Below are 19,691 nucleotides of genomic sequence, written 5' to 3'. Positions count from 1 at the left end.
AAAATACTATGTCATCAGTTATTACAGTTGCTTTTGAAAATTGGAAAGCCCAAGAAGCCGCAACCGGTAAGCCGGTTTTATTGAATGAATTTGTTTTTGCCAATATTCCCGGACTTGATCCGACAAAGCCCATTGATAGAAACGAAAAGTTACCCCCAGCCAATCAAATTGTTCACCGTCAGGCTGTCAATAAAGCCGGTTTAGCCAGCGAAAATGCCGTGGCCTACAGTGTAACTTTAGGCGCTGAGGTCGGAAATTTTGATTTCAACTGGATAGGATTGCTAAATAAAGAGTCTGGCACTATCGCCATGATCACTCATGCTCCTACCCAAAAAAAATTAAAAACACAAAATGGCCAACAAGGGAACGTGTTAACCCGTTCGTTTTTATTGGAATTTCAAGGCGCAGCAAAAGAAACTCAAATTACGACGACTGCCGAAACGTGGCAAATTGATTTCACAGCTCGCTTGTCGGGCATTGATGAAATGCAGCGCTTGATTAATGTTGATAGCTACGGAGCCGCCGCATTCTTTAATGATGGTTTTGAAGTCACGCGCAGTGCTGAACAATTCACTGTCAAAAAAGGCCTAGGCTATGTCGGCGGTTTACGGGGTGAACTGGCACAAAACCAGATTTTAAACAACCTACGCAATACCAAAGTGTATGCAGACTTCAGCTATCAAGGGAATATTGTTAGCAAATGGAATACGGTTGTTAAAATTACTGCAGCGGCAACACTGAATAATTATGTTGATGCCGCTGGATTTACGCATCAAGTGTTTGCTATTGCAAGCATTGACGCATCAGGGAACATAAAAGATTTACGCCCAATGGGGGCATTAAGCAGCCAAGAAATCAGTGCGTTAGAAACCCGATTTAAATTGGATTTAAGTAAAAAAATTGATAAAGCCAATATTACAAGTCAAACAGGCAATAGCACTGAATTGGTTGTTAGTCAGCATTTGTTAACGACTGAGTTAGGCAAAAAACAACCTGCAGGTAATTATGCACCTGCAGGAGACTATGCAACCAACACCGCGCTTAAAAACGGGTTAAATGAGAAGTTTGATAAAACAGGTGGAACAATAACAAGAGCTGGAGCAGCTCTAACGTTAAGGTCTCCAATTGATAGAGGAAGCGTTTATCATCAACTCGTTGATACTGATGGTACTAGACGTGGATTTGTTGGTTTTGGCTCTAATACAAATAATGACCTCACCATAAAAAATGATGACGAAAATATAAATATCACATTAGGAAGCCGAGGAGCCACAATTAATGGTGTAAAAATTTTGCAAACCGGTGATTTCGGTGTGGGGGATATTAGCCCAATATTAAGTAATGAGGGACTGATTAAAGCAACCACAAACACTCATTTTAGACAAGGTGGTGGAACGGGCAATAATGCGTTTACATCTTATGGCGCTGGTTTAAATAACGCATACAGTAAAACGATTCGTTCTGGATATTTTATTAAACATGCAACGACAGAGCTTTACATTTATACATCACGTGACGATGTCAATGCTGGTGCTTTAAAAATTGCTAAAGTTTACTCAGATTTAAATACCAAAACAGACAGAAACGGCAACTTAAAAGTTTCCAGTTCTTCTGACGCATTAAGTGATTGCCCTGTGGGTTCACCGATTCCTTGGCCTCAAGCGACTGCGCCAACTGGTTTTCTAGTTTGCAACGGTCAGGCATTCAACAAAACAACGTATCCGCTCCTTGCCACTGCGTATCCATCAGGGAAATTACCCGATTTGCGCAGTGAATTTATTCGCGGCCTTGATGCAGGGCGAAATATTGATAGTGTTCGTACTGTGTTATCAGCGCAAGGCGATGCAATTAGAGATATCACTGGAGAAATTCAAGGGATGAATATGAGTGGGAGTGGTGCATTCGGGGATAGAACTACGGTTGCGTACTCAATGAGTCCGAATGGTTCTGGTAAAGACCAATTTAAATTGGTTTTAAAAGCTTCAAATGTTGTACCAACTGCCAATGAAAACCGCCCACGTAACATTGCATTTTTATATATTGTGAGAGCAGCATAATGAAAAACTATAATTTAGATATTGAACAAGCCGAAATCGGCGAAAATGGTTTAGCGACAAAAGCGGGTTGGATTAAAACGTATATTGCAGACCCACAGACGCGTGAATATGTAAACGCGAGCATGGAAAATATTTATTTTGATGTGAGCGTGTCGGCTGGCGCTTATGTTGACGCGCCAGAATTACCCACAAAAGCAGGTTTCGCGGTTGTACGCAGTGAAGATGGTGCTAAGTGGGAAATTGTCACAGATAACAGAGGGAAAACCGCTTACCACACAGAAACACGCCAGCAAATTGAAATTGATTTTATTGGTGACTTGCCAAGCGATTTAACATTATTAGCACCAAAAACAGAATTTGATAAGTGGAATGGCAAAAAGTGGGTAACAGATACCGAAGCACAAAAAGCGGCTTTAGTCGCACAAGCTGAACAAGAGAAAATCCAAAGGCTGGATGAAGCTAACGCGACTATCATGTATTTGCAAGATGCAATTGAAGTCGGTCTTGATGATGACGATTACGACGCAAAATTGAAAGCATGGAAAACATACCGTGTTTATCTCAATCGTGTTGATACATCTACCGCACCGGATATCGAATGGCCAGTGAAACCAGAATAAATTGGAAGCGAAAATATTTTGCTATTCCATCGGGAATATCACCCGTTATTTGTTCATCACTATTCGCCCATCCGTGGGCGTTTGGTGTTGGCCAAAAGCAAGAGACGGGATTTTATCTAAGCCCTGAAAATGCCATTAAATATTTGTCTGAAAAGTTAGGCCAGGCCGAAAGTGATCATGATGTTTTAGTTATGATGCTAACGGCAAATTCATTGCCTGAATTTATTACAGAATTGGCCAAAGCCGCTGTAAGTTTTCCCATCCCTGAATTAACCCAAGTTTCCCGCAAGGCGAAAAGCTATTTAGAGCTTGCGAACACAAAAATGCAATTGCCCGCAACGCCGGGCGGATTGCCAGCACAAGTGCCATTATCAATATCAACAACAAGAAGCGCCAGCACTGCCGAAAGCTTACAAAAAGCGATGGAAAGTACACTAGGTGGACACTCACCAGCGGCGCTTGATGGTTTAATGACACAATTCAAGGCCACAAGAAGTGAAGCCAAAAAACAAGCTGCAAAACAACTAGAACAATTACAAGGCGTTGGCTTTTCGGTATGGGTACACTCAACCGAAAAAAACAGCCTTTTGGCCAAAAGTGAATTACTAAAAGATATTCCCGACGATAAAGCCATTTTTACCTTGGCCATGATGTTTATTGGTCAAGATTTAAAGTCACTGCGAAACATGGTGAAACGTGATGATAAACGAAACGACAAATCAAACTGAGCCAGCCAACAATCAAATTATTGTATTAGCATTAAATGGCGAAGCTATTTTGATGAAAAATATTATCGTCACGCCATCAATGCAAATACAGGACAAAGACCAATCAGGGCAAGCAAACAGCACAGCCAACGCCGAGCAAGGCATAAAAAGCAAAGAATTGCGCGTTTCGGGGATGATCCCTTTTAATGACAGTAAACAATTAACACGTTTATTTGAATTGGTTGAAGCCAAAGAAAGTAACGGCAGCATGAAACGCTATCGCGTTTCTCATGAAGTCGCACAAGCGATAAAAATGCGAGAAGCCACGTTTACGGGTGGAATCGATGCCGCTGAGCAACTTGATAAAATGGCGTGGGTCATTAATTTTACCTTACGTGAATATAACAGCGTGGCAGAACGGCGAGCAGCGAGGGGAACCAAAGCCAGCGCGAAAGTTCAAGGTGCAAATGGTACAGCTACTGCAGCCGCTGGTCAGTCCGGTGAACAAGGCGAAGAATCCCTAAACTGGTTTGAAAAAGTACTTAAAAAAGTGGATACGGCTATTGGTGAATAAATGAAAAATGTTGCTGAATTAAAAATTAATCATCAATCAATCCCCATCGTTGATTACCAATTGGTACTTGAACTGAATACTCCCGGACGTGGTTTTATTACCGCGATCACTGGGGAAAAGTGCATCGGAAAGCTTGTTGAAATAGATTTGGGGTATAACGATTCAATTTACCGCTATTTTACTGGTTTTGTTGAACGTGCCGCACCGGCAGAAAAAGGCTCACAGCGATTATTTATCCGTGAATTAGCCGGTATCTTTGAGCGCTCATTTCCTTGTTCATTACAGCACCCAACCGCACAAGCCGTGATTGATTACTTTAGTGAACAAACTAGCATGAAATTTACGCTACCTGCTGCAAGTTATATCAACACGCCGATCCCTTATTTCCAACATTCAGGCACAGGCACTCAATTAATTAATAATCTTGGCCGGTCATTTTCCATTGATGATTATGTGTGGTTTCAATACCCCGATGGGACAGTTTACGCTGGCGCATATGATGATTCGCGATATGCAAAAACAGAATTAGAAGTACCGGGAGAATTTTCAATACGCAGTGAGGGCGGAAACACGCTGAGTTTCCCCGTTATTGCCGCTATTCGTCCGGGAATGAAAGTCAACGGTAAGAGAGTGACAAAAATCGCGATAAACAACGATGAAATGTCATTAACATGGACACCGCTAGATAAAAACGGCCAACCCGCGCAAAAATCCCCTGAGCAGCGCCAAATTGAGCGTTTATTTCCTGAATTAGCGAATAAACTGCATGTTCCAAGAATGGCCAGAGTTACCGAGCCAACCGATACGGCCGCATTAGGCGATATTTCCGATCCTTTTCGGCCACGTTATGCCGTTAATGTTCAATTATTGGATGAGAACGGAAACCCCGCCAGTGATACGCCAGAATATGCAGCTGTCCCGCTACCGGTCACAATGGCCAGCAACGAGGGCGGTATATTTCAATATCCCGCCCCCGGCTCACTGGTTGAAATTGGTTTTTCCGATGGCCGGCCAGATAAACCGATAATTCGGCAAACTATGCAAGATGGGCTATCTATGCCCGATATCAAGCCGGGGGAGCAGTTGCAACAACAACGCGCCGGTGTGAGTAATCGTGTAACGACGGATGGAAGCTGGCATAAAGAAACCGACCAAGAAATCAAAGATACAAGCGCCAAAAGAACAATTACAAGCGATAGCGAGCAACGCACCACATCCGAAAGAACCGCTACCATAAAAGGCAATGATACCCTGATAGTTTTAGGGACATTTACATTAATGGCCGGCTCAGTCATTCAAGTGGCCGAAGGTGATTTTTCACAAGTCACTAGCGCAAACTTTACAAGCAAAATAGCGAATAACCGCATTGATGATATTGGCCAGAACCACACAACCACAATTGGCGGAAATTCAAATAATACTATCGCGGGAAAATTGGAAGAAAAAATAACAGGTATTCGTAAAAGTATTGCTGCAGCACATCAGATCCAAGGCGCAAGTTTTCATATAGGAAATGAGGATACTAACCTATTAACGCTAATGACGGACATTTTAGATACGATTGACTCACTGGCAACGTTCACAGCACAACACAGCCACAGTAACACCGGCACACCAACAAATGCCGAAAGCATCAACGGTGTATCAGTCAAAACGAAAGAACTCACCAATAAGTATCAACCCTTAATTAAATAGCCTATCTCTATACGCTAACCAGAGCCACCACAACGACAAAAGCACCTTTAACGGGTGCTTTCTTGTTTGAATTCGTATAACTCAACAGCGAGCCGCTACGCGCACAGAAACCCACGAACGGAAACACTCGCGTCACGGAATCGGCGCTACTCCGCACCCGCCTGCACAATCTGGATCTAAAAAATTTTGCAAATAAATTTTGGCGCAAATGATACGACAGCCAGCGCCAGCACTGGTAACAACGAGTAAAGCGCCTTTTGCACTTAGCGCAACAAATTGCAAAGTTTTGCAAAAACTAGCCCATAAGTAATTTATAAGTGATTGTTTAACTTACTGTTAAAAAGGATCTTTCTCACTTTTCGTAAGATCTCCGCAATCAATAAGAATTAAAAAGAAAAATAAAAAAATTAGCACAAAGCCTTACTTTACAAGGATTAGGTAGGGGCTCAGATGTGAAATAGAATTGCAAAGCATTACAAATAAAGTGTTAAAATATTATACTTCGCTTTAGTTTAACTATGTGTAGGTAATTTGCTATGTCAAATAAAGATAAGATAACCAAAATAGGTAATGAGCTTTCAGAGTACAGAAAAAATGCACAAGAGGTTGTTTCACTGAATCTTCATCTTTATGCAAAAATTCTTTTACAATTTGCATCAATTAGAGAAAATAATGAACTCTCAGATGAAATTAAAAATTTCTGTGAAAATGTATCACTTGAATTAAATAAAGAAATTAAACCCTGCTTGATCGCCATTGAAAAATATAACACTTCCTTAACAAATGATTATGGGGCTGCAATAAAAACGCTAACTAAGTTGAAAGAGGAATTGTAATATGACTGCTCCTAGTCCAAATCAGGTCGCTGGTGAGTCAAACCTAAAATTAATTTTAGATTCTTTAGAGACAGCCAATTTAAATGCTAATAGCAAAATAAAAACAGATGAATCTACTTTAAATAACACGGCAAAAAAAGAAGGTGAAACTAGAAGTTTATTAACACTAACATTTTTAGGGGGTTTTTTTGGATTACTAATACTGTTTGCTATTTTTGTTTGGTTTTACAACGGTAGAGTAGTTTCATGGGTTTTAGAACTCAAAGCCGCAGGTGTAGAAAACGCAGTTGATTATCTTAAACCATTAGAATTAGAAAAAGTTTTATCAATAATCATCACTGCACTAGGTACATCACTTGGCTTTATTATTGGATACTACTTCAAAGAAAAACATTCAGGTTCTTAGTGTTTAGTAACCTAAAAAACATCAAATTGAATTTTAAGATAGCCCCTCATTTGAGGGGCTATCTTTTTGAAGGTTGGTTACATTGTGGATGTAATGTGGATGCTGGTAAATAAATCCTTTTATAAAACAGCGTATTACAATAAAAACAAAGACCGCCTAGGCGGTCTTTTGTTTTTTGGTAATTACCTTAAGGTTCCTTATTAGAAAATATTAAATGAGTGATTTTTGAATCATTTCATTTTTAATTAAAGTTTCAACATAAGGGATTAGTACAGTGAGTTTTTCTAGTTGACTTACAGATGAGTCAGGTGTTTTTTTACTGTTATTTTGTGACAACTGACTGTTTGGTAAAGTAAAGTTAGGTGCTATACAGATTGCGAGGTTCTTTGCATTCATAAGTGTTGTTTTTTCATTTTCTGCAATTTCAGCTAGAAAGAGCACGGCGAGTTGTAGCGATAATGGTGTCTTATCAAGAGTTAAAAAAGTGTCAGGAAAACTTGTGGTATCCAGTTTTTTCGGTAAGTTTTGTGGAACTTTTTCAATTGTTTTGTGGTTTTTTTCGAATAAGGCCGCTAGGTGCTGCTTATATGCAGATGCTAAGTCCGAAATAGAGATGTGATTATGAACAATAAACAGTGAAGTAATTGGCTTGTTGTTTTTTAGATATTTTAAGACTAAATCCGTATGTTTCTTATTACCCGGAATGCGAAATATTCCAGATTCTGTACCATATTTGGCGTGTTTTTTTATCGCATTAGATAGAAAGATAAGCTTTTTATACTCTATTTTTTCTTTTTTATTTAATTCCTGGCAAGAATTAATAGTGTCCAAGCTAAGCTGTTCTGTTTTTGTGGGGTTTATGATCTCTTGATGTTTTGGGGAAGGATAAAAGAAATTAGCAATAGCTTTTTTAAAATTAGTAATATTAAAAATATGCTTAATTTGCAGAGCTAAACCTTTTTTTTTCTCCGACTCAGATGGCGAACATTTAACTTGATTAGGTGCTGACACAGCTTCAGAGCAATATGATGATTTGATAGGCATTAGATCTCCTTAGAGGATAGCTATAATTGTTCAGAAATATAAATTTGTTATTGTGTAAGTGCTTACATAAAAAGCTATAATCTCTTAACTCACTAATAAATAAGTTAATCTACCAATGAGCCACTCTCTATTACAGTTACAAGAACAACAAAATAAATCAGACACTCGTTTGATTGCTTTCTTACTGCTTGCGCTTTGCATCATTGGAATAATTTCACTCAGCGCTGGAGAGACATGGTATTGGCCAAACCATTGGATGAATGACTCAGCTCAATTGTTTGTTTGGCAAATTCGATTGCCTAGAATGCTTGCCGTTATCGTCGTCGGGGCAGGGTTAGCGGTTACGGGGGCGGTTATGCAGGCTTTATTCGAAAATCCACTGGCAGAACCGGGGCTATTGGGTATCAGCAACGGCGCGGGCGTTGCAGTTGTATTCACGGTATTAATGTCATCAGGCGTCACACATTATGGCGTACTCAGTGGGAGTGCGATTATTGGTGCTTTGTTGCTTACTTCGTTATTGCTTTATTTTGCCAAACGAAAAAACCTGAATAATGCCAGTTTATTGCTCGTTGGTGTTGCCCTCGGAGTGGTGAGCGGAGCGTGTATGACGTGGATGGTATATATGAGCAGTAACCTTGATTTACGTCAACTATTATATTGGATGATGGGCAGCTTTAGTGGCGTTGACTGGCGGCAGATGGGGTTAGTTGTCGCTTGTGTTCCATTTTTACTCTGGGTTGCATGCCAAGGTAAAATATTAAATTACCTTTCTTTAGGCTCGCTTCAAGCTTATCAATTAGGTGTGTCAGTACATAAGTGGCGTATTATTCTTATTATCATTAGTGGTGTATTAATTGGTTTGAGTGTTGCTATTGCTGGGGCAATTAGCTTTATTGGTTTAGTTATCCCACATATTCTACGATTAAGTGGTTTAACCAATAACCGTTTACTTTTACCCGCTTGCGCAATAGCGGGCGCATTAGGCTTGTTATTGGCTGATTTATTATCGCGGTTATTAATTGCGAATGCAGAAGTTCCCATTGGTGTCATTACCGCTACATTGGGCGCACCAATATTTATTCTGTTACTTATTCGTCATCAACAATGGCGGTAAACCTAATGAATAAACTGATGATTATTGATATCAAAAATATTACTTCAGAAAACCGCCTCATTAATTTTACTGAATCTGTATTTGCAGGTGAGCAAATACATCTTTTAGGCGCCAATGGGGCAGGGAAAAGTACGTTACTTTCCGCGCTAAGTGGGTATCTTCCTGTTATGGGTGAAATTTGGTTTAACGGTGAAGATATTCGTTATTGTTCTATCGCTCAGCTAGCGAAACAACGGGCTTATTTTGTTCAGCTTGCGAGTAATACACCTATTATCAAGGTGTTCCAATATCTCGAACTGTTTTTACCTTCAACGCTGGTAGCTGCGGATATTTTTGTGCGACTGTGTGATGATTTTCAATTGTCATCGCTTTTACATAAAGGCATTTATCAACTCTCTGGAGGAGAATGGCAAAGGGTCAGGGTTTGTGCTGCATTTTTACAAGCTTGGGATCAACAAGATTTAGCGGGAAAAATTATTTTATTTGATGAGCCGACCAATAATTTGGATATTATTCAACAGGCAATGCTAGATAAATGGATTAAATATTTTTGTGATTGCCAAGGAACCGTTATAATGAGTGGACATGACTTGAATCATTCTTATAAAAATGCATCGCGAATTTGGTTATTAAAGCAGGGCCAACTCGTTGCTTCAGGAAAACCCGCAGAGGCGATGACGGAAAATAATTTATCTGACATTTTTGAAACTGAAATTAAGATAAGTCAGAGCACATCCTATAGACAATGGCAAATTATAAATTTTGACGATTAGCCAAAAAGTTGTTTTAATCACTCGTTTTTATGCGGGATAATGCAGCAATGTTCGTCGGTGTTGAGGTTCGGTTAAAGTATAATTAACTAGAATATTCTATTCACAATGAAAACTAGGCTATAAACAATATGAGCAATTTCTTACCATTTTCAAAACCGGCAATCGGTGATGAAGAGGTCAAGGCAGTTGAAAAGGTTCTGCGTTCAGGCTGGATTACAACAGGCCCACAGAATCATCAGTTAGAAGAAGATTTTTGCCAACGTTATGGCTGTAAACATGCAATTGCATTGTCCTCTGCAACCGCTGGGATGCATGTTGTTTTGATGGCATTAGGTATTGGCCCAGGTGATGAAGTGATCACGCCTTCACAAACTTGGGTTTCAACCATTAATATGATTGAGTTGCTGGGTGCAACACCTGTCATGATTGATGTTGACCGCGATACACTGATGATCCAACCCGAAGCTGTTGAACACGCGTTAACGGCAAAAACAAAAGCTATCATTCCTGTTCACTATGCTGGTGCACCTTGTGACTTAGACGCATTACGTTCAATCGCACAAAAAGCAGGCGTTGCGTTGATTGAAGATGCGGCTCATGCGGTTGGCACTCGTTATAAAAACGAATGGATTGGCGAGAAAGGCACATCTATTTTCTCATTTCATGCTATCAAGAATGTGACATGTGCAGAGGGTGGTTTAGTTGCCACTGATGATGATGAGCTTGCTCAACGTGTTCGCACACTTAAATTCCATGGCTTAGGTGTAGATGCATTTGATAGACAAATGCAAGGGCGTAAACCACAGGCAGAAGTTGTCGAGCCCGGTTTTAAATATAATTTATCCGATATTCATGCTGCGATAGCGGTTGTGCAATTGTCCCGTGTGGAACAGTTGAACCAACGTCGTGCTGAATTAACAGCGCATTACCGTAAATTGTTGGAAAACTCCCCATTACAGATGCTCAGTGTCCCTGAATATCCGCATTTACATGCTAACCACTTATTTATGGTACGAGTAGATAAAGATATTTGTGGTATTGATCGTGATGCATTCATGGAAAAACTAAAAGCTCACGATATCGGGACAGGGCTACATTTTCGAGCAGCACATACGCAAAAATATTACCGTGAAAAATACCCTGAATTAACACTGCCAGAATCAACATGGAATAGCGCGACCTTGTGCTCGTTGCCGTTATTTCCTGATATGACTAATGCAGATGTTGAGCGGGTTGTTAACGCGGTGGAAGCAGTTCTTTTGGAGTCAAAATAGTGTCATACGCAGATGAATTTGATGAGATAAAAAAAGTCTCAGTGGTAATCCCTGTCTATAATGAAGAGCAGAGCTTGCCTCAATTGCTTGAGCGTACGATTAAATCGTGCAAGCAATTAACACAAAGCTACGAATTAATTTTAGTGGATGACGGCAGTAGCGACCGTTCAGCCGCGATGTTAACTCAAGCAGCAGAAAACCCAGATAACCATGTGATTGCGATTATCCTTAACCGCAACTATGGCCAACATTCTGCAATTATGGCAGGGTTTAATCAAGCGGATGGGGATTTAGTGATTACGCTCGATGCTGACTTACAAAACCCACCTGAAGAAATTCCTCGCTTAGTGCAAACAGCGATGCAAGGCTATGATGTTGTTGGAACTCGCCGTGCTAACCGTCAAGATTCTTGGTTCCGTAAAACGGCCTCTAAGATGATTAACGCGATGATCACTAAAGCAACAGGCCGCTCAATGGGTGATTATGGCTGTATGTTACGTGCATACCGTCGCCATATTATTCAGGCGATGTTGCAATGCCATGAAAGAAGCACATTTATACCGATTTTAGCCAATACATTTGCTCGTAGAACCATCGAAATTGATGTGGCGCATGCGGAACGTGAATTTGGTGATTCTAAATACAGCTTTATGAAGCTGATTAATTTAATGTATGACTTACTGACTTGTTTAACGACAGCACCGCTGCGTTTGCTCAGTGTGGTCGGTAGTGTAATTGCAGCAGGCGGTTTTTTACTTGCAGTGCTATTAATTGCATTACGTTTAATTTTTGGTGCAGAGTGGGCCGCAGATGGCGTATTCACTTTGTTCGCTGTGCTATTTATGTTTATTGGTGCACAATTTGTTGCTATGGGTCTACTGGGCGAATACATCGGTCGAATTTACAATGATGTACGTGCGAGACCTCGTTATTTTATTCAAAAAGTCGTCGGTGCAGACCTTAAATCCGACAAAAATCAGGAAGAAGACTAATGAAAGCTATTGTTTTTGCCTATCATGATATTGGCTGCGTAGGGCTAAAAGCGCTTGAAAAAGCGGGTTTTGATATTCAGGCTGTATTTACACACACTGATGACCCTAATGAAAACCACTTTTACTCTTCCGTAGCACGCCTCAGCGCGGACATGGAACTTCCTGTTTTTGCTCCAGAAAACGTCAATCACCCATTGTGGATTGAACGTATTCGCGAAATGAAACCTGATGTGATTTTCTCTTTCTATTACCGCGATATGTTAAGTGAAGAATTGCTGGCAATTGCACCGAAAGGGGCATTTAACCTGCATGGTTCATTACTGCCAAAATACCGTGGTCGTGCACCAATCAATTGGGCATTATTAAACGGTGAAAGCGAAACAGGCGTAACCTTACATAAAATGGTTGCGAAAGCAGACGCTGGCGACATCGTTGCGCAAGAGAAAGTGGCAATCACTGATACTGACACTGGCTTAACATTACACGCGAAAGTTCGTGAAGCAGCGGAAGTCTTATTAGATAAAACACTGCCGCTGATTGAAGCAGGTAGCTATAAAACGGTTGCTCAAGATGAAAGCCAAGCGACTTATTTTGGTCGCCGTACCGCAGAAGATGGTCAAATCGACTGGAACCGTAGTGCAAAAGAAATTAACTGCCTAATTCGTGCAGTGACTGAACCATACCCAGGTGCGTTCACCTATTTAGGCGCACGTAAAATGGTTATTTGGCGCGCCCGTGTGTTAGATGACAACCAAGGTAAAGCCGCGGGGACTGTTCTATCTAATAATCCACTGCGTATTGCTTGCGGACAAGGCGCGATTGAAGTGGTTAGTGGTCAAAGTGAAACGGGTCTTTACATGCAAGGTAACCGCCTTGCAAACGAAATGGGTATCGTGACTGATGTTCGTGTTGGTGCTAAACCAACTGCACAAGTTAAACGCCGTACTCGCGTACTGATTTTAGGTGTGAATGGTTTCATCGGTAACCATTTAACTGAGCGCCTGTTAAAAGATGGCAACTATGATATCTATGGTATGGATATTGGATCATCTGCAATTGAACGCTTCATTGGTAACCCACGTTTCCACTTTATTGAAGGCGACGTCAGCATTCACACAGAGTGGATTGAGTATCACATCAAAAAATGTGACGTCATTCTGCCACTGGTTGCGATTGCAACACCAATCGAATACACCCGTAACCCACTGCGTGTATTTGAATTAGACTTCGAAGAAAACCTGAAAGTGGTTCGTTATTGTGTGAAATACAACAAACGTATTATTTTCCCATCTACCTCAGAAGTTTATGGTATGTGTGATGATAAAGAGTTTGATGAAGACGAATCCCGTCTGATTGTTGGTCCAATCAACAAACAACGTTGGATTTACTCTGTTTCTAAACAGTTACTTGACCGAGTTATTTGGGCTTACGGTGCGAAAGAAGGCCTGAAATTTACCTTGTTCCGTCCGTTTAACTGGATGGGGCCACGTTTAGACAGCTTAAACTCTGCACGTATTGGTAGTTCACGTGCGATTACTCAGCTGATCTTAAACTTGGTTGAAGGCTCGCCAATCAAACTGGTTGACGGTGGTGCACAGAAACGTTGCTTTACCGATATTAAAGACGGTATCGAAGCGCTGTTCCGCATTATCGAAAACAAAGATGGCAAATGTGATGGACAGATCATTAACATCGGTAACCCAACGAACGAAGCAAGTATTCGTGAACTGGCAGAAATGTTGTTAGCTAGCTTTGAAAAACACCCAGAGCGTAGCAAGTTCCCTCCATTTGCAGGCTTCCGTGAAATTGAAAGCAGCAGCTACTATGGTCAAGGCTATCAAGATGTTGAGCATCGTAAACCAAGTGTTGAGAACGCGCGTCGTTTACTTGACTGGGTTCCGACTATCGACATGAAAGATACCATTGAAGAAACCTTAGATTTCTTTTTACAAGGTGCTGTTGAAGAGTTAGGTAACAAAGACTAATGAAAAAAGTTGGCTTGAGAATTGATGTGGATACCTACCAAGGCACATTAAAAGGGGTTCCACAATTACTCAAAGTGCTTAAAGAGCACAACATTCAGGCCAGCTTTTTCTTCAGTGTAGGACCCGATAACATGGGGCGCCATTTATGGCGCCTTTTGCGTCCTAAATTTCTGTGGAAAATGCTCAGGTCTAATGCCGCATCCCTTTATGGGTTGGATATTTTATTCGCTGGCACAGCATGGCCAGGAAAAAAAATTGCTAAGGATTTAGGCTACTTGATGAAACAAACATTGGATGCAGGTCATGAAGTTGGCTTACATGCATGGGATCATCAAGGCTGGCAAGCAAAAGTGGCTAAATGGAGTGAATCACAACTAGCGGAACAAGTTAAGCTCGGTGTGGATGCTCTTGAATGCGCAATTGGGCAGCGCGTTACCTGTTCTGCGGTTGCAGGCTGGCGAGGCGATGAGCGTGTGTTAGAGGTCAAACAAAAGTTTAATTTTGACTATAACAGCGATTGTCGTGGGAAATTTCCTTTCAGGCCTATTTTGCGTGATGGCTCGTTAGGGACGGTGCAAATCCCTGTGACATTACCGACATATGACGAAGTGGTTGGTACGGTTATCAGTGATGAAGCATTTAATGATTATATTCTTCAAGCAATTAAAGATGATAGCGGCGTTCCAGTCTATACTATCCACACAGAAGTAGAAGGAATGTCCAAGTCAGAACAATTTTCACAATTATTGGAACGAATTTCACAAGAAGAAATCCAATTCTGTACATTAAGCGAATTGCTACCTGACGATCTGAATTCATTACCTAGAGGACGAGTGGTAAGAGCTCCATTCCCTGGGCGTGAAGGTTGGCTGGGTTGCCAAGAAGAGGAATAAACACACCATGTTAAATAATCGGGCGAGCAAAGTCGGAGCCTCTCTGCTGGCTCTTTTTTTTATCCTGACCTATTTGTTGCCGTTGAACAGCCGTTTACTTTGGCAACCGGATGAAACTCGCTATGCAGAAATTAGTCGCGAAATGCTTCAACGAGGGGATTGGATTGTTCCTTACATGTTGGATGTGCGTTATTTTGAAAAACCAGTAGCAGGGTATTGGATAAATAACATTAGCCAAATGATTTTTGGTGAAACTAATTTCGCGGTTCGCTTTGGTTCTGTTTTTTGTATTCTTCTCAGTGCATTACTTGTTTATCGCATGGCAAAAATGATGTGGCGTAATAACCACGTTGCTTATGTTGCAAGCTTAATTTATATCTCAATGTTCCTCGTCTTCTCCGTCGGGACATACAGTGTGCTTGACCCAATGTTATCGCTGTGGATTGCGGCCAGTATGTTTTGTTGCTTATGGGCAATGAAGGCGAGGGAGGTCAAAACAAAACTGGCGGCATGGGGTTGCTTAGGGTTAGCCTGTGGTATGGCCTTTATGACCAAAGGCTTTTTGGCTTTAGCCATCCCTGTCATTGTCATGTTGCCTGTCACCATTTATCAAAAACGTTTTCTTGAGCTGATCAAATATGGCCCACTTGCCATTATTTCTGCGGTTATCATTAGTTTGCCGTGGGCGTTGGCGATAGCAAAGCAAGAGCCCGATTACTGGAATTACTTCTTTTGGGTTGAACACATTAAGCGCTTTACTGCTGATGATGCGCAGCACATCGCGCCATTTTGGTACTATATCCCTATTATTTTACTCGGTGCGCTACCATGGGCAGGATTGGTGCCAGGTGCAATCATAAAAGGTTGGAAAGAGCGCAAGTCAAGCCCTGATATGTTCTTTCTACTGTGTTGGTTTATTGTACCGGTGCTGTTTTTTAGTATTTCACGCGGTAAATTACCCACTTACATGTTGCCTTTTATGGCGCCACTGGCGTTATTGATGGCGAAATACGGGGTTGATTGTGTAAGAAATAGCACCATGAGGGCGCTAAAAGCAAACGGAATCATTAATGTCGTATTGGGAATTGCCGCAGTTATAGCCGTGATTGTTGTGAGCACAGTGATTAAAAAACCATTATATGAGCCAGATGAATGGTCGAAAATGGTCCTAGGTGTCGTTGCCTTCTCTATTTGGGCGATAATTGGTTATTTATGCACCGTTCTAAACGCTAAATATTGGTTGTGGGCAGCCTCATGCTCTTTAGCAATTAGCTTATGTATTGGCAGTGCTTTACCAAATAACACGATTGATTCTAAGTTACCGCAAAACTTTATTCATCAAAACCATGACTTATTAATGAACAGTAAGTATTTGATGGCGAGTAATGTAGGGGTAGCCGCTGGGCTAGCGTGGGAAACGCAAAATTCGAATATCTATCTGTATAATAGCAGTGGTGAACTTAGCTATGGTTTAGAGTATCCAGATAGCCAACATCGTATCGTTAAACCAGATGCATTTGCAGCGTGGCTGGAGAAAGCACGCAAAGAAGGGCAGGTCACGGTAGTGTTTTTGTTGGGCCGTAACGAAGAGCTACCTGATATTCCTAAGCCAGATGAAGTGATCAAAAACTCACGTATGGCAATCACGGTGTATCATCAACAATGATTGGGCAATTACTGCTGTTATTACTTGTTAGTGTGCTGACGTGTATTGGGCAAGTTGCTCAAAAACAAGCCGTGGTGAGTTGGCAAAGCGAAAAAGAAAATAAAGCAGCATCAGCCCTTAAGTGGCTGGTGTTTGCTATTTTACTGCTTGGTCTTGGCATGCTGTTTTGGTTAAAACTGCTTGAGGCAATGCCTCTTAGTATTGCATACCCAATGCTGAGCATTAACTTTGTCCTGATCACCTTGATTGGGCAGTTTATATACAAAGAGAAAACAGGTTTAAACCATTGGCTTGGTGTTGTTGCCATTATGATAGGGATATTACTCATGAGTATTAGCGTATGAATAAAGGCTATTTATGGGTGATTGGTAGCGCTTTATTAGTGACCGTAGCGCAGCTTAGCTTAAAGATGGGGGTGGTTGAACTACCGTCGTTTTCTTTAGGTTGGCATTGGTTGCAAGTTGATTGGTTGTTGGCAAATATTACCAGCTTAAGCATTATTTTTTTAGGGTTAGTGTGTTATGCCCTGTCGATGTTGTGCTGGCTTTTCGCATTAAAATACATTGCCTTGAATAAAGCATATCCACTAATTAGCTTGAGCTATGTGTTTGTATATATTTTAGCGGTTGTCCTGCCTTGGTTTAATGAGCCAGCGTCATGGCTGAAAGTCGCTGGAATTGCCTTTATCTTACTGGGTGTTTGGTTAATTAGTCATCCAACTAAATCACAAGATAAGCATTAATAGCATACTGTGATGAATTGTTTGTTTTTTATTCATCACACGCTATGATATAAGTTAAATTTAGCAATAAGATGAATGATTAAGGTGTGCTTTATGGTGATTAAAATACAACACTTACCATTATTACTGTGCTTGGTTTTAATTGGTTGTTCATCAACATCCGTTAAGCGCACTGCACCGCCACCGTTAAAAACCCAGCTGTCAGATCCTATCATGACCATCGCTCAGTTAAAAGACCAGTTAGAACAATGGTATGGTACGCCTTACCACTATGGTGGAATGAGCCAAAACGGCGTTGATTGCTCAGGTTTTGTTTATCGGACTTTTAATGATCGCTTTGCTATTCAACTACCTAGGACTACAGTAGACCAAACGCAGCTTGGTACACGCATTGAAAAAACGGACTTAATGCCTGGCGATCTGGTGTTTTTTAAAACGGGCTCTGGCGAAAATGGGTTGCACGTTGGTATTTATGATACAGATAATACCTTTATTCACGCATCAACCAGCAAAGGTGTGATCCGCTCGTCAATGGATAATGTGTATTGGCGAAAAGTATTCTGGCAAGCCAGACGCATTTAAACTCGCTATTTTCTTCAGTGATTATGCTATCTTAAGAGCAAGTTTTGTTCTTAGGATAGCTTCATGTCAACATTACGTTTACTCATTTCAGAATCTTTTGATCCTTGGTTCAACCTTGCGGTTGAGGAAACCATTTTTAGGCAAATGTCAGCCGATCAGCGTGTGATGTTTTTATGGCGTAATGCCGATACCGTGGTCATTGGTCGCGCACAGAATCCGTGGAAAGAATGCAACACTCGCCGAATGGAAGAAGACAATGTACGTCTTGCTCGTCGTAGTAGTGGCGGTGGTGCTGTTTTTCATGACTTAGGTAACACCTGTTTTACATTTATGGCGGGCAAGCCTGAATATGATAAAACGGTTTCTACGCAAATTATCGTTGATGGCCTCGCTAATGTTGGTATTGCTGCTGAAATTTCAGGACGTAATGATTTAGTGCTCAACACAGAAAATGGCCCACGAAAAATTTCAGGTTCTGCTTATCGCGAAACGAAAGACCGAGGTTTTCATCATGGAACTTTGTTGATTAATGCAGATTTAAGTCGGTTAGCCAATTATCTTAACCCAGACCCTAAGAAGTTGCAGGCAAAAGGAATTACCTCGGTGCGGTCTCGCGTCGCAAATCTCTCTGAACTTGTTCCAAACATTAGCCATGAAATTGTTTGTGACGGTGTGATTAAAAGCTTTTTTAGTCATTTTGGTGAAACCGTTGAAGCGGAGTATATCTCCCCTGAAAAACTGCCTGACTTGCCAAATTTTACGGAAACATTTGCCAAGCAAAGTAGTTGGGAGTGGAACTTTGGCCAAGCTCCTGCATTTTCTCATTATTCAGATACTCGTTTTCCATGGGGGGGGATTGAGTTTCACTTCGATATTGAAAAAGGCGTAATCACGCGTTGTCAGTTTTTTACAGATAGCTTAGACCCAACACCTCTTGAGTGGTTAAGTGAACATATGCTAGGGAAAGTTTATCAAACAGAAACGATGAGAGTATTATGTGGTCAGATGAAACAGCAGTGGCCTGAGTTACAAGACCAACTTAGTGATTTAGAGAATTGGTTAGTGCACGAGTTAAGTTAAAAAATGAGCCGACATTGTCGGCTCAGACATAGACTTCAAAAATACTAACAACTAAATAGGAATGAATGATCTTGAAATGGAACTCATTAATTATGACAACTGCATGTCATAAAGCTTTTGCATTCTGGCAGCTCACCAGCTTGGCGGAATTTTGCTGGAGTCGTATCAAAATGTTTTTTAAAGATACGTGTAAATGTAGCTTGTGAACTGAACCCGTATTGCAGAGCAATATCAAGGATTGGCAAGTTGCCTTCACGTAATGACTTAGCTGCTTCTAACAAACGACGTTTACGGACGTATTCGCCAAGCGTGCATCCTTTCATTTCTTTGAAAACACGCTGTAAATGCCATTTAGAATAACCGCTTTTATCGGCTATTGTGTCGATTTTGATGCCTTCATTGCGTTGCAACTGGCTTTCAAGCCATTTCACGATATCGTTGACTACACTTTCTGACATGTTTACCTCCTACTCAAGTAGGCTATTGTTCATTAATAACTAATAATAACTCACGAAATTAGGGTCTATTCTTCCTTTTTTTCCGATATATCGATAGGCTAAACGTGCTTTTTTTATATGATAATAACTATCGATACGATAGTTATTGAAAAAAACAACGGTTTAAACATACACTGATGAATGTTTAATA

General features: G+C 40.9%; 20 protein-coding genes. 18 read left to right on the top strand and 2 right to left on the bottom strand.

Going from position 1 to position 19,691, the window contains the following annotated elements:
• Positions 1–8 precede the first annotated feature (8 nt).
• The 7 genes from ABWP91_RS04620 (at position 9) to ABWP91_RS04590 (ending at position 6,895) form a co-directional block, all read left to right on the top strand.
• Positions 9–2,057 (top strand): phage tail-collar fiber domain-containing protein, encoded by a 2,049-nt coding sequence (locus ABWP91_RS04620; protein ID WP_353242257.1) that lies wholly within the window; start codon positions 9–11, stop codon positions 2,055–2,057.
• The gene (locus tag ABWP91_RS04615) at positions 2,057–2,677 is read left to right on the top strand and encodes a tail fiber assembly protein (protein ID WP_353242256.1); all 621 of its coding nucleotides are present in this window, start codon (positions 2,057–2,059) and stop codon (positions 2,675–2,677) included. The genes ABWP91_RS04620 and ABWP91_RS04615 overlap by 1 nt, the downstream gene beginning before the upstream one ends.
• Positions 2,656–3,405, top strand: coding sequence for a hypothetical protein (locus ABWP91_RS04610; RefSeq protein WP_353242255.1), 750 nt, complete (start codon positions 2,656–2,658; stop codon positions 3,403–3,405). The genes ABWP91_RS04615 and ABWP91_RS04610 overlap by 22 nt, the downstream gene beginning before the upstream one ends.
• A complete protein-coding gene (locus ABWP91_RS04605) occupies positions 3,377–3,958 on the top strand; it encodes a baseplate complex protein (RefSeq protein ID WP_353242254.1) in 582 nt (193 codons plus the stop codon). The genes ABWP91_RS04610 and ABWP91_RS04605 overlap by 29 nt, the downstream gene beginning before the upstream one ends.
• Entirely contained in the window at positions 3,959–5,653 is a 1,695-nt protein-coding gene (locus ABWP91_RS04600) for a hypothetical protein (RefSeq protein WP_353242253.1), read from the top strand.
• 536 nt (positions 5,654–6,189) lie between these two features.
• On the top strand, positions 6,190–6,489 hold the full coding sequence (locus tag ABWP91_RS04595; RefSeq protein ID WP_353242252.1) for a hypothetical protein: 300 nt from the start codon (positions 6,190–6,192) through the stop codon (positions 6,487–6,489).
• A 1-nt stretch (position 6,490) separates the two neighbouring features.
• Positions 6,491–6,895, top strand: coding sequence for a hypothetical protein (locus tag ABWP91_RS04590; protein ID WP_353242251.1), 405 nt, complete (start codon positions 6,491–6,493; stop codon positions 6,893–6,895).
• Positions 6,896–7,105: 210 nt separating this feature from the next.
• Here the strand turns inward: ABWP91_RS04590 and ABWP91_RS04585 are convergent, their stop codons facing one another.
• The gene (locus tag ABWP91_RS04585) at positions 7,106–7,939 is read right to left on the bottom strand and encodes a Rho GTPase-activating protein (RefSeq protein ID WP_353242250.1); all 834 of its coding nucleotides are present in this window, start codon (positions 7,937–7,939) and stop codon (positions 7,106–7,108) included.
• 115 nt (positions 7,940–8,054) lie between these two features.
• Between ABWP91_RS04585 and btuC the strand changes: the two genes are divergently transcribed.
• The 11 genes from btuC to lplA all read left to right on the top strand — a co-directional run bounded on the left by btuC (position 8,055) and on the right by lplA (position 19,043).
• Positions 8,055–9,056 carry a vitamin B12 ABC transporter permease BtuC gene (gene btuC, locus ABWP91_RS04580; RefSeq protein WP_353242249.1) on the top strand — a complete coding sequence of 334 codons (1,002 nt, stop codon included), beginning with the start codon at positions 8,055–8,057 and terminating at the stop codon, positions 9,054–9,056.
• A 17-nt stretch (positions 9,057–9,073) separates the two neighbouring features.
• Positions 9,074–9,829, top strand: coding sequence for a vitamin B12 ABC transporter ATP-binding protein BtuD (locus tag ABWP91_RS04575; protein WP_353242248.1), 756 nt, complete (start codon positions 9,074–9,076; stop codon positions 9,827–9,829).
• A gap of 128 nt (positions 9,830–9,957) precedes the next feature.
• Positions 9,958–11,103: a UDP-4-amino-4-deoxy-L-arabinose aminotransferase gene (arnB, locus tag ABWP91_RS04570; protein ID WP_353242247.1), complete on the top strand. Its 1,146-nt coding sequence runs from the start codon at positions 9,958–9,960 to the stop codon at positions 11,101–11,103.
• Positions 11,103–12,095 (top strand): undecaprenyl-phosphate 4-deoxy-4-formamido-L-arabinose transferase, encoded by a 993-nt coding sequence (gene arnC / locus ABWP91_RS04565; RefSeq protein ID WP_353242246.1) that lies wholly within the window; start codon positions 11,103–11,105, stop codon positions 12,093–12,095. Before arnB ends, arnC begins: the two co-directional genes overlap by 1 nt.
• Complete coding sequence (gene arnA, locus ABWP91_RS04560; RefSeq protein ID WP_353242245.1) at positions 12,095–14,080, top strand: bifunctional UDP-4-amino-4-deoxy-L-arabinose formyltransferase/UDP-glucuronic acid oxidase ArnA; 1,986 nt, start codon at positions 12,095–12,097, stop codon at positions 14,078–14,080. Before arnC ends, arnA begins: the two co-directional genes overlap by 1 nt.
• The gene (gene arnD, locus ABWP91_RS04555; RefSeq protein WP_353242244.1) at positions 14,080–14,973 is read left to right on the top strand and encodes a 4-deoxy-4-formamido-L-arabinose-phosphoundecaprenol deformylase; all 894 of its coding nucleotides are present in this window, start codon (positions 14,080–14,082) and stop codon (positions 14,971–14,973) included. The genes arnA and arnD overlap by 1 nt, the downstream gene beginning before the upstream one ends.
• Positions 14,974–14,980: 7 nt before the next feature.
• Positions 14,981–16,639 (top strand): lipid IV(A) 4-amino-4-deoxy-L-arabinosyltransferase, encoded by a 1,659-nt coding sequence (gene arnT, locus ABWP91_RS04550; protein ID WP_353242243.1) that lies wholly within the window; start codon positions 14,981–14,983, stop codon positions 16,637–16,639.
• Positions 16,636–16,983, top strand: coding sequence for a 4-amino-4-deoxy-L-arabinose-phosphoundecaprenol flippase subunit ArnE (gene arnE / locus ABWP91_RS04545; RefSeq protein WP_353242242.1), 348 nt, complete (start codon positions 16,636–16,638; stop codon positions 16,981–16,983). Before arnT ends, arnE begins: the two co-directional genes overlap by 4 nt.
• Positions 16,980–17,381 carry a 4-amino-4-deoxy-L-arabinose-phosphoundecaprenol flippase subunit ArnF gene (arnF, locus tag ABWP91_RS04540; protein WP_353242241.1) on the top strand — a complete coding sequence of 134 codons (402 nt, stop codon included), beginning with the start codon at positions 16,980–16,982 and terminating at the stop codon, positions 17,379–17,381. Before arnE ends, arnF begins: the two co-directional genes overlap by 4 nt.
• Before the next feature lie 93 nt (positions 17,382–17,474).
• Positions 17,475–17,963 (top strand): C40 family peptidase, encoded by a 489-nt coding sequence (locus tag ABWP91_RS04535; RefSeq protein ID WP_353242240.1) that lies wholly within the window; start codon positions 17,475–17,477, stop codon positions 17,961–17,963.
• A gap of 63 nt (positions 17,964–18,026) precedes the next feature.
• Positions 18,027–19,043 carry a lipoate--protein ligase gene (gene lplA / locus ABWP91_RS04530; RefSeq protein WP_353242239.1) on the top strand — a complete coding sequence of 339 codons (1,017 nt, stop codon included), beginning with the start codon at positions 18,027–18,029 and terminating at the stop codon, positions 19,041–19,043.
• An 86-nt stretch (positions 19,044–19,129) separates the two neighbouring features.
• Here lplA and ABWP91_RS04525 read toward each other — a convergent pair whose 3' ends face one another.
• A complete protein-coding gene (locus ABWP91_RS04525) occupies positions 19,130–19,501 on the bottom strand; it encodes a helix-turn-helix domain-containing protein (protein ID WP_353242238.1) in 372 nt (123 codons plus the stop codon).
• Positions 19,502–19,691: the final 190 nt, after the last annotated feature.

It is taken from the genome of Providencia sp. (assembly GCF_040396775.1).
Lineage (GTDB): Bacteria > Pseudomonadota > Gammaproteobacteria > Enterobacterales > Enterobacteriaceae > Providencia.
Note: the sequence above shows the minus strand (reverse complement) of the source record. Positions and strands in the feature narration are given on the sequence as shown.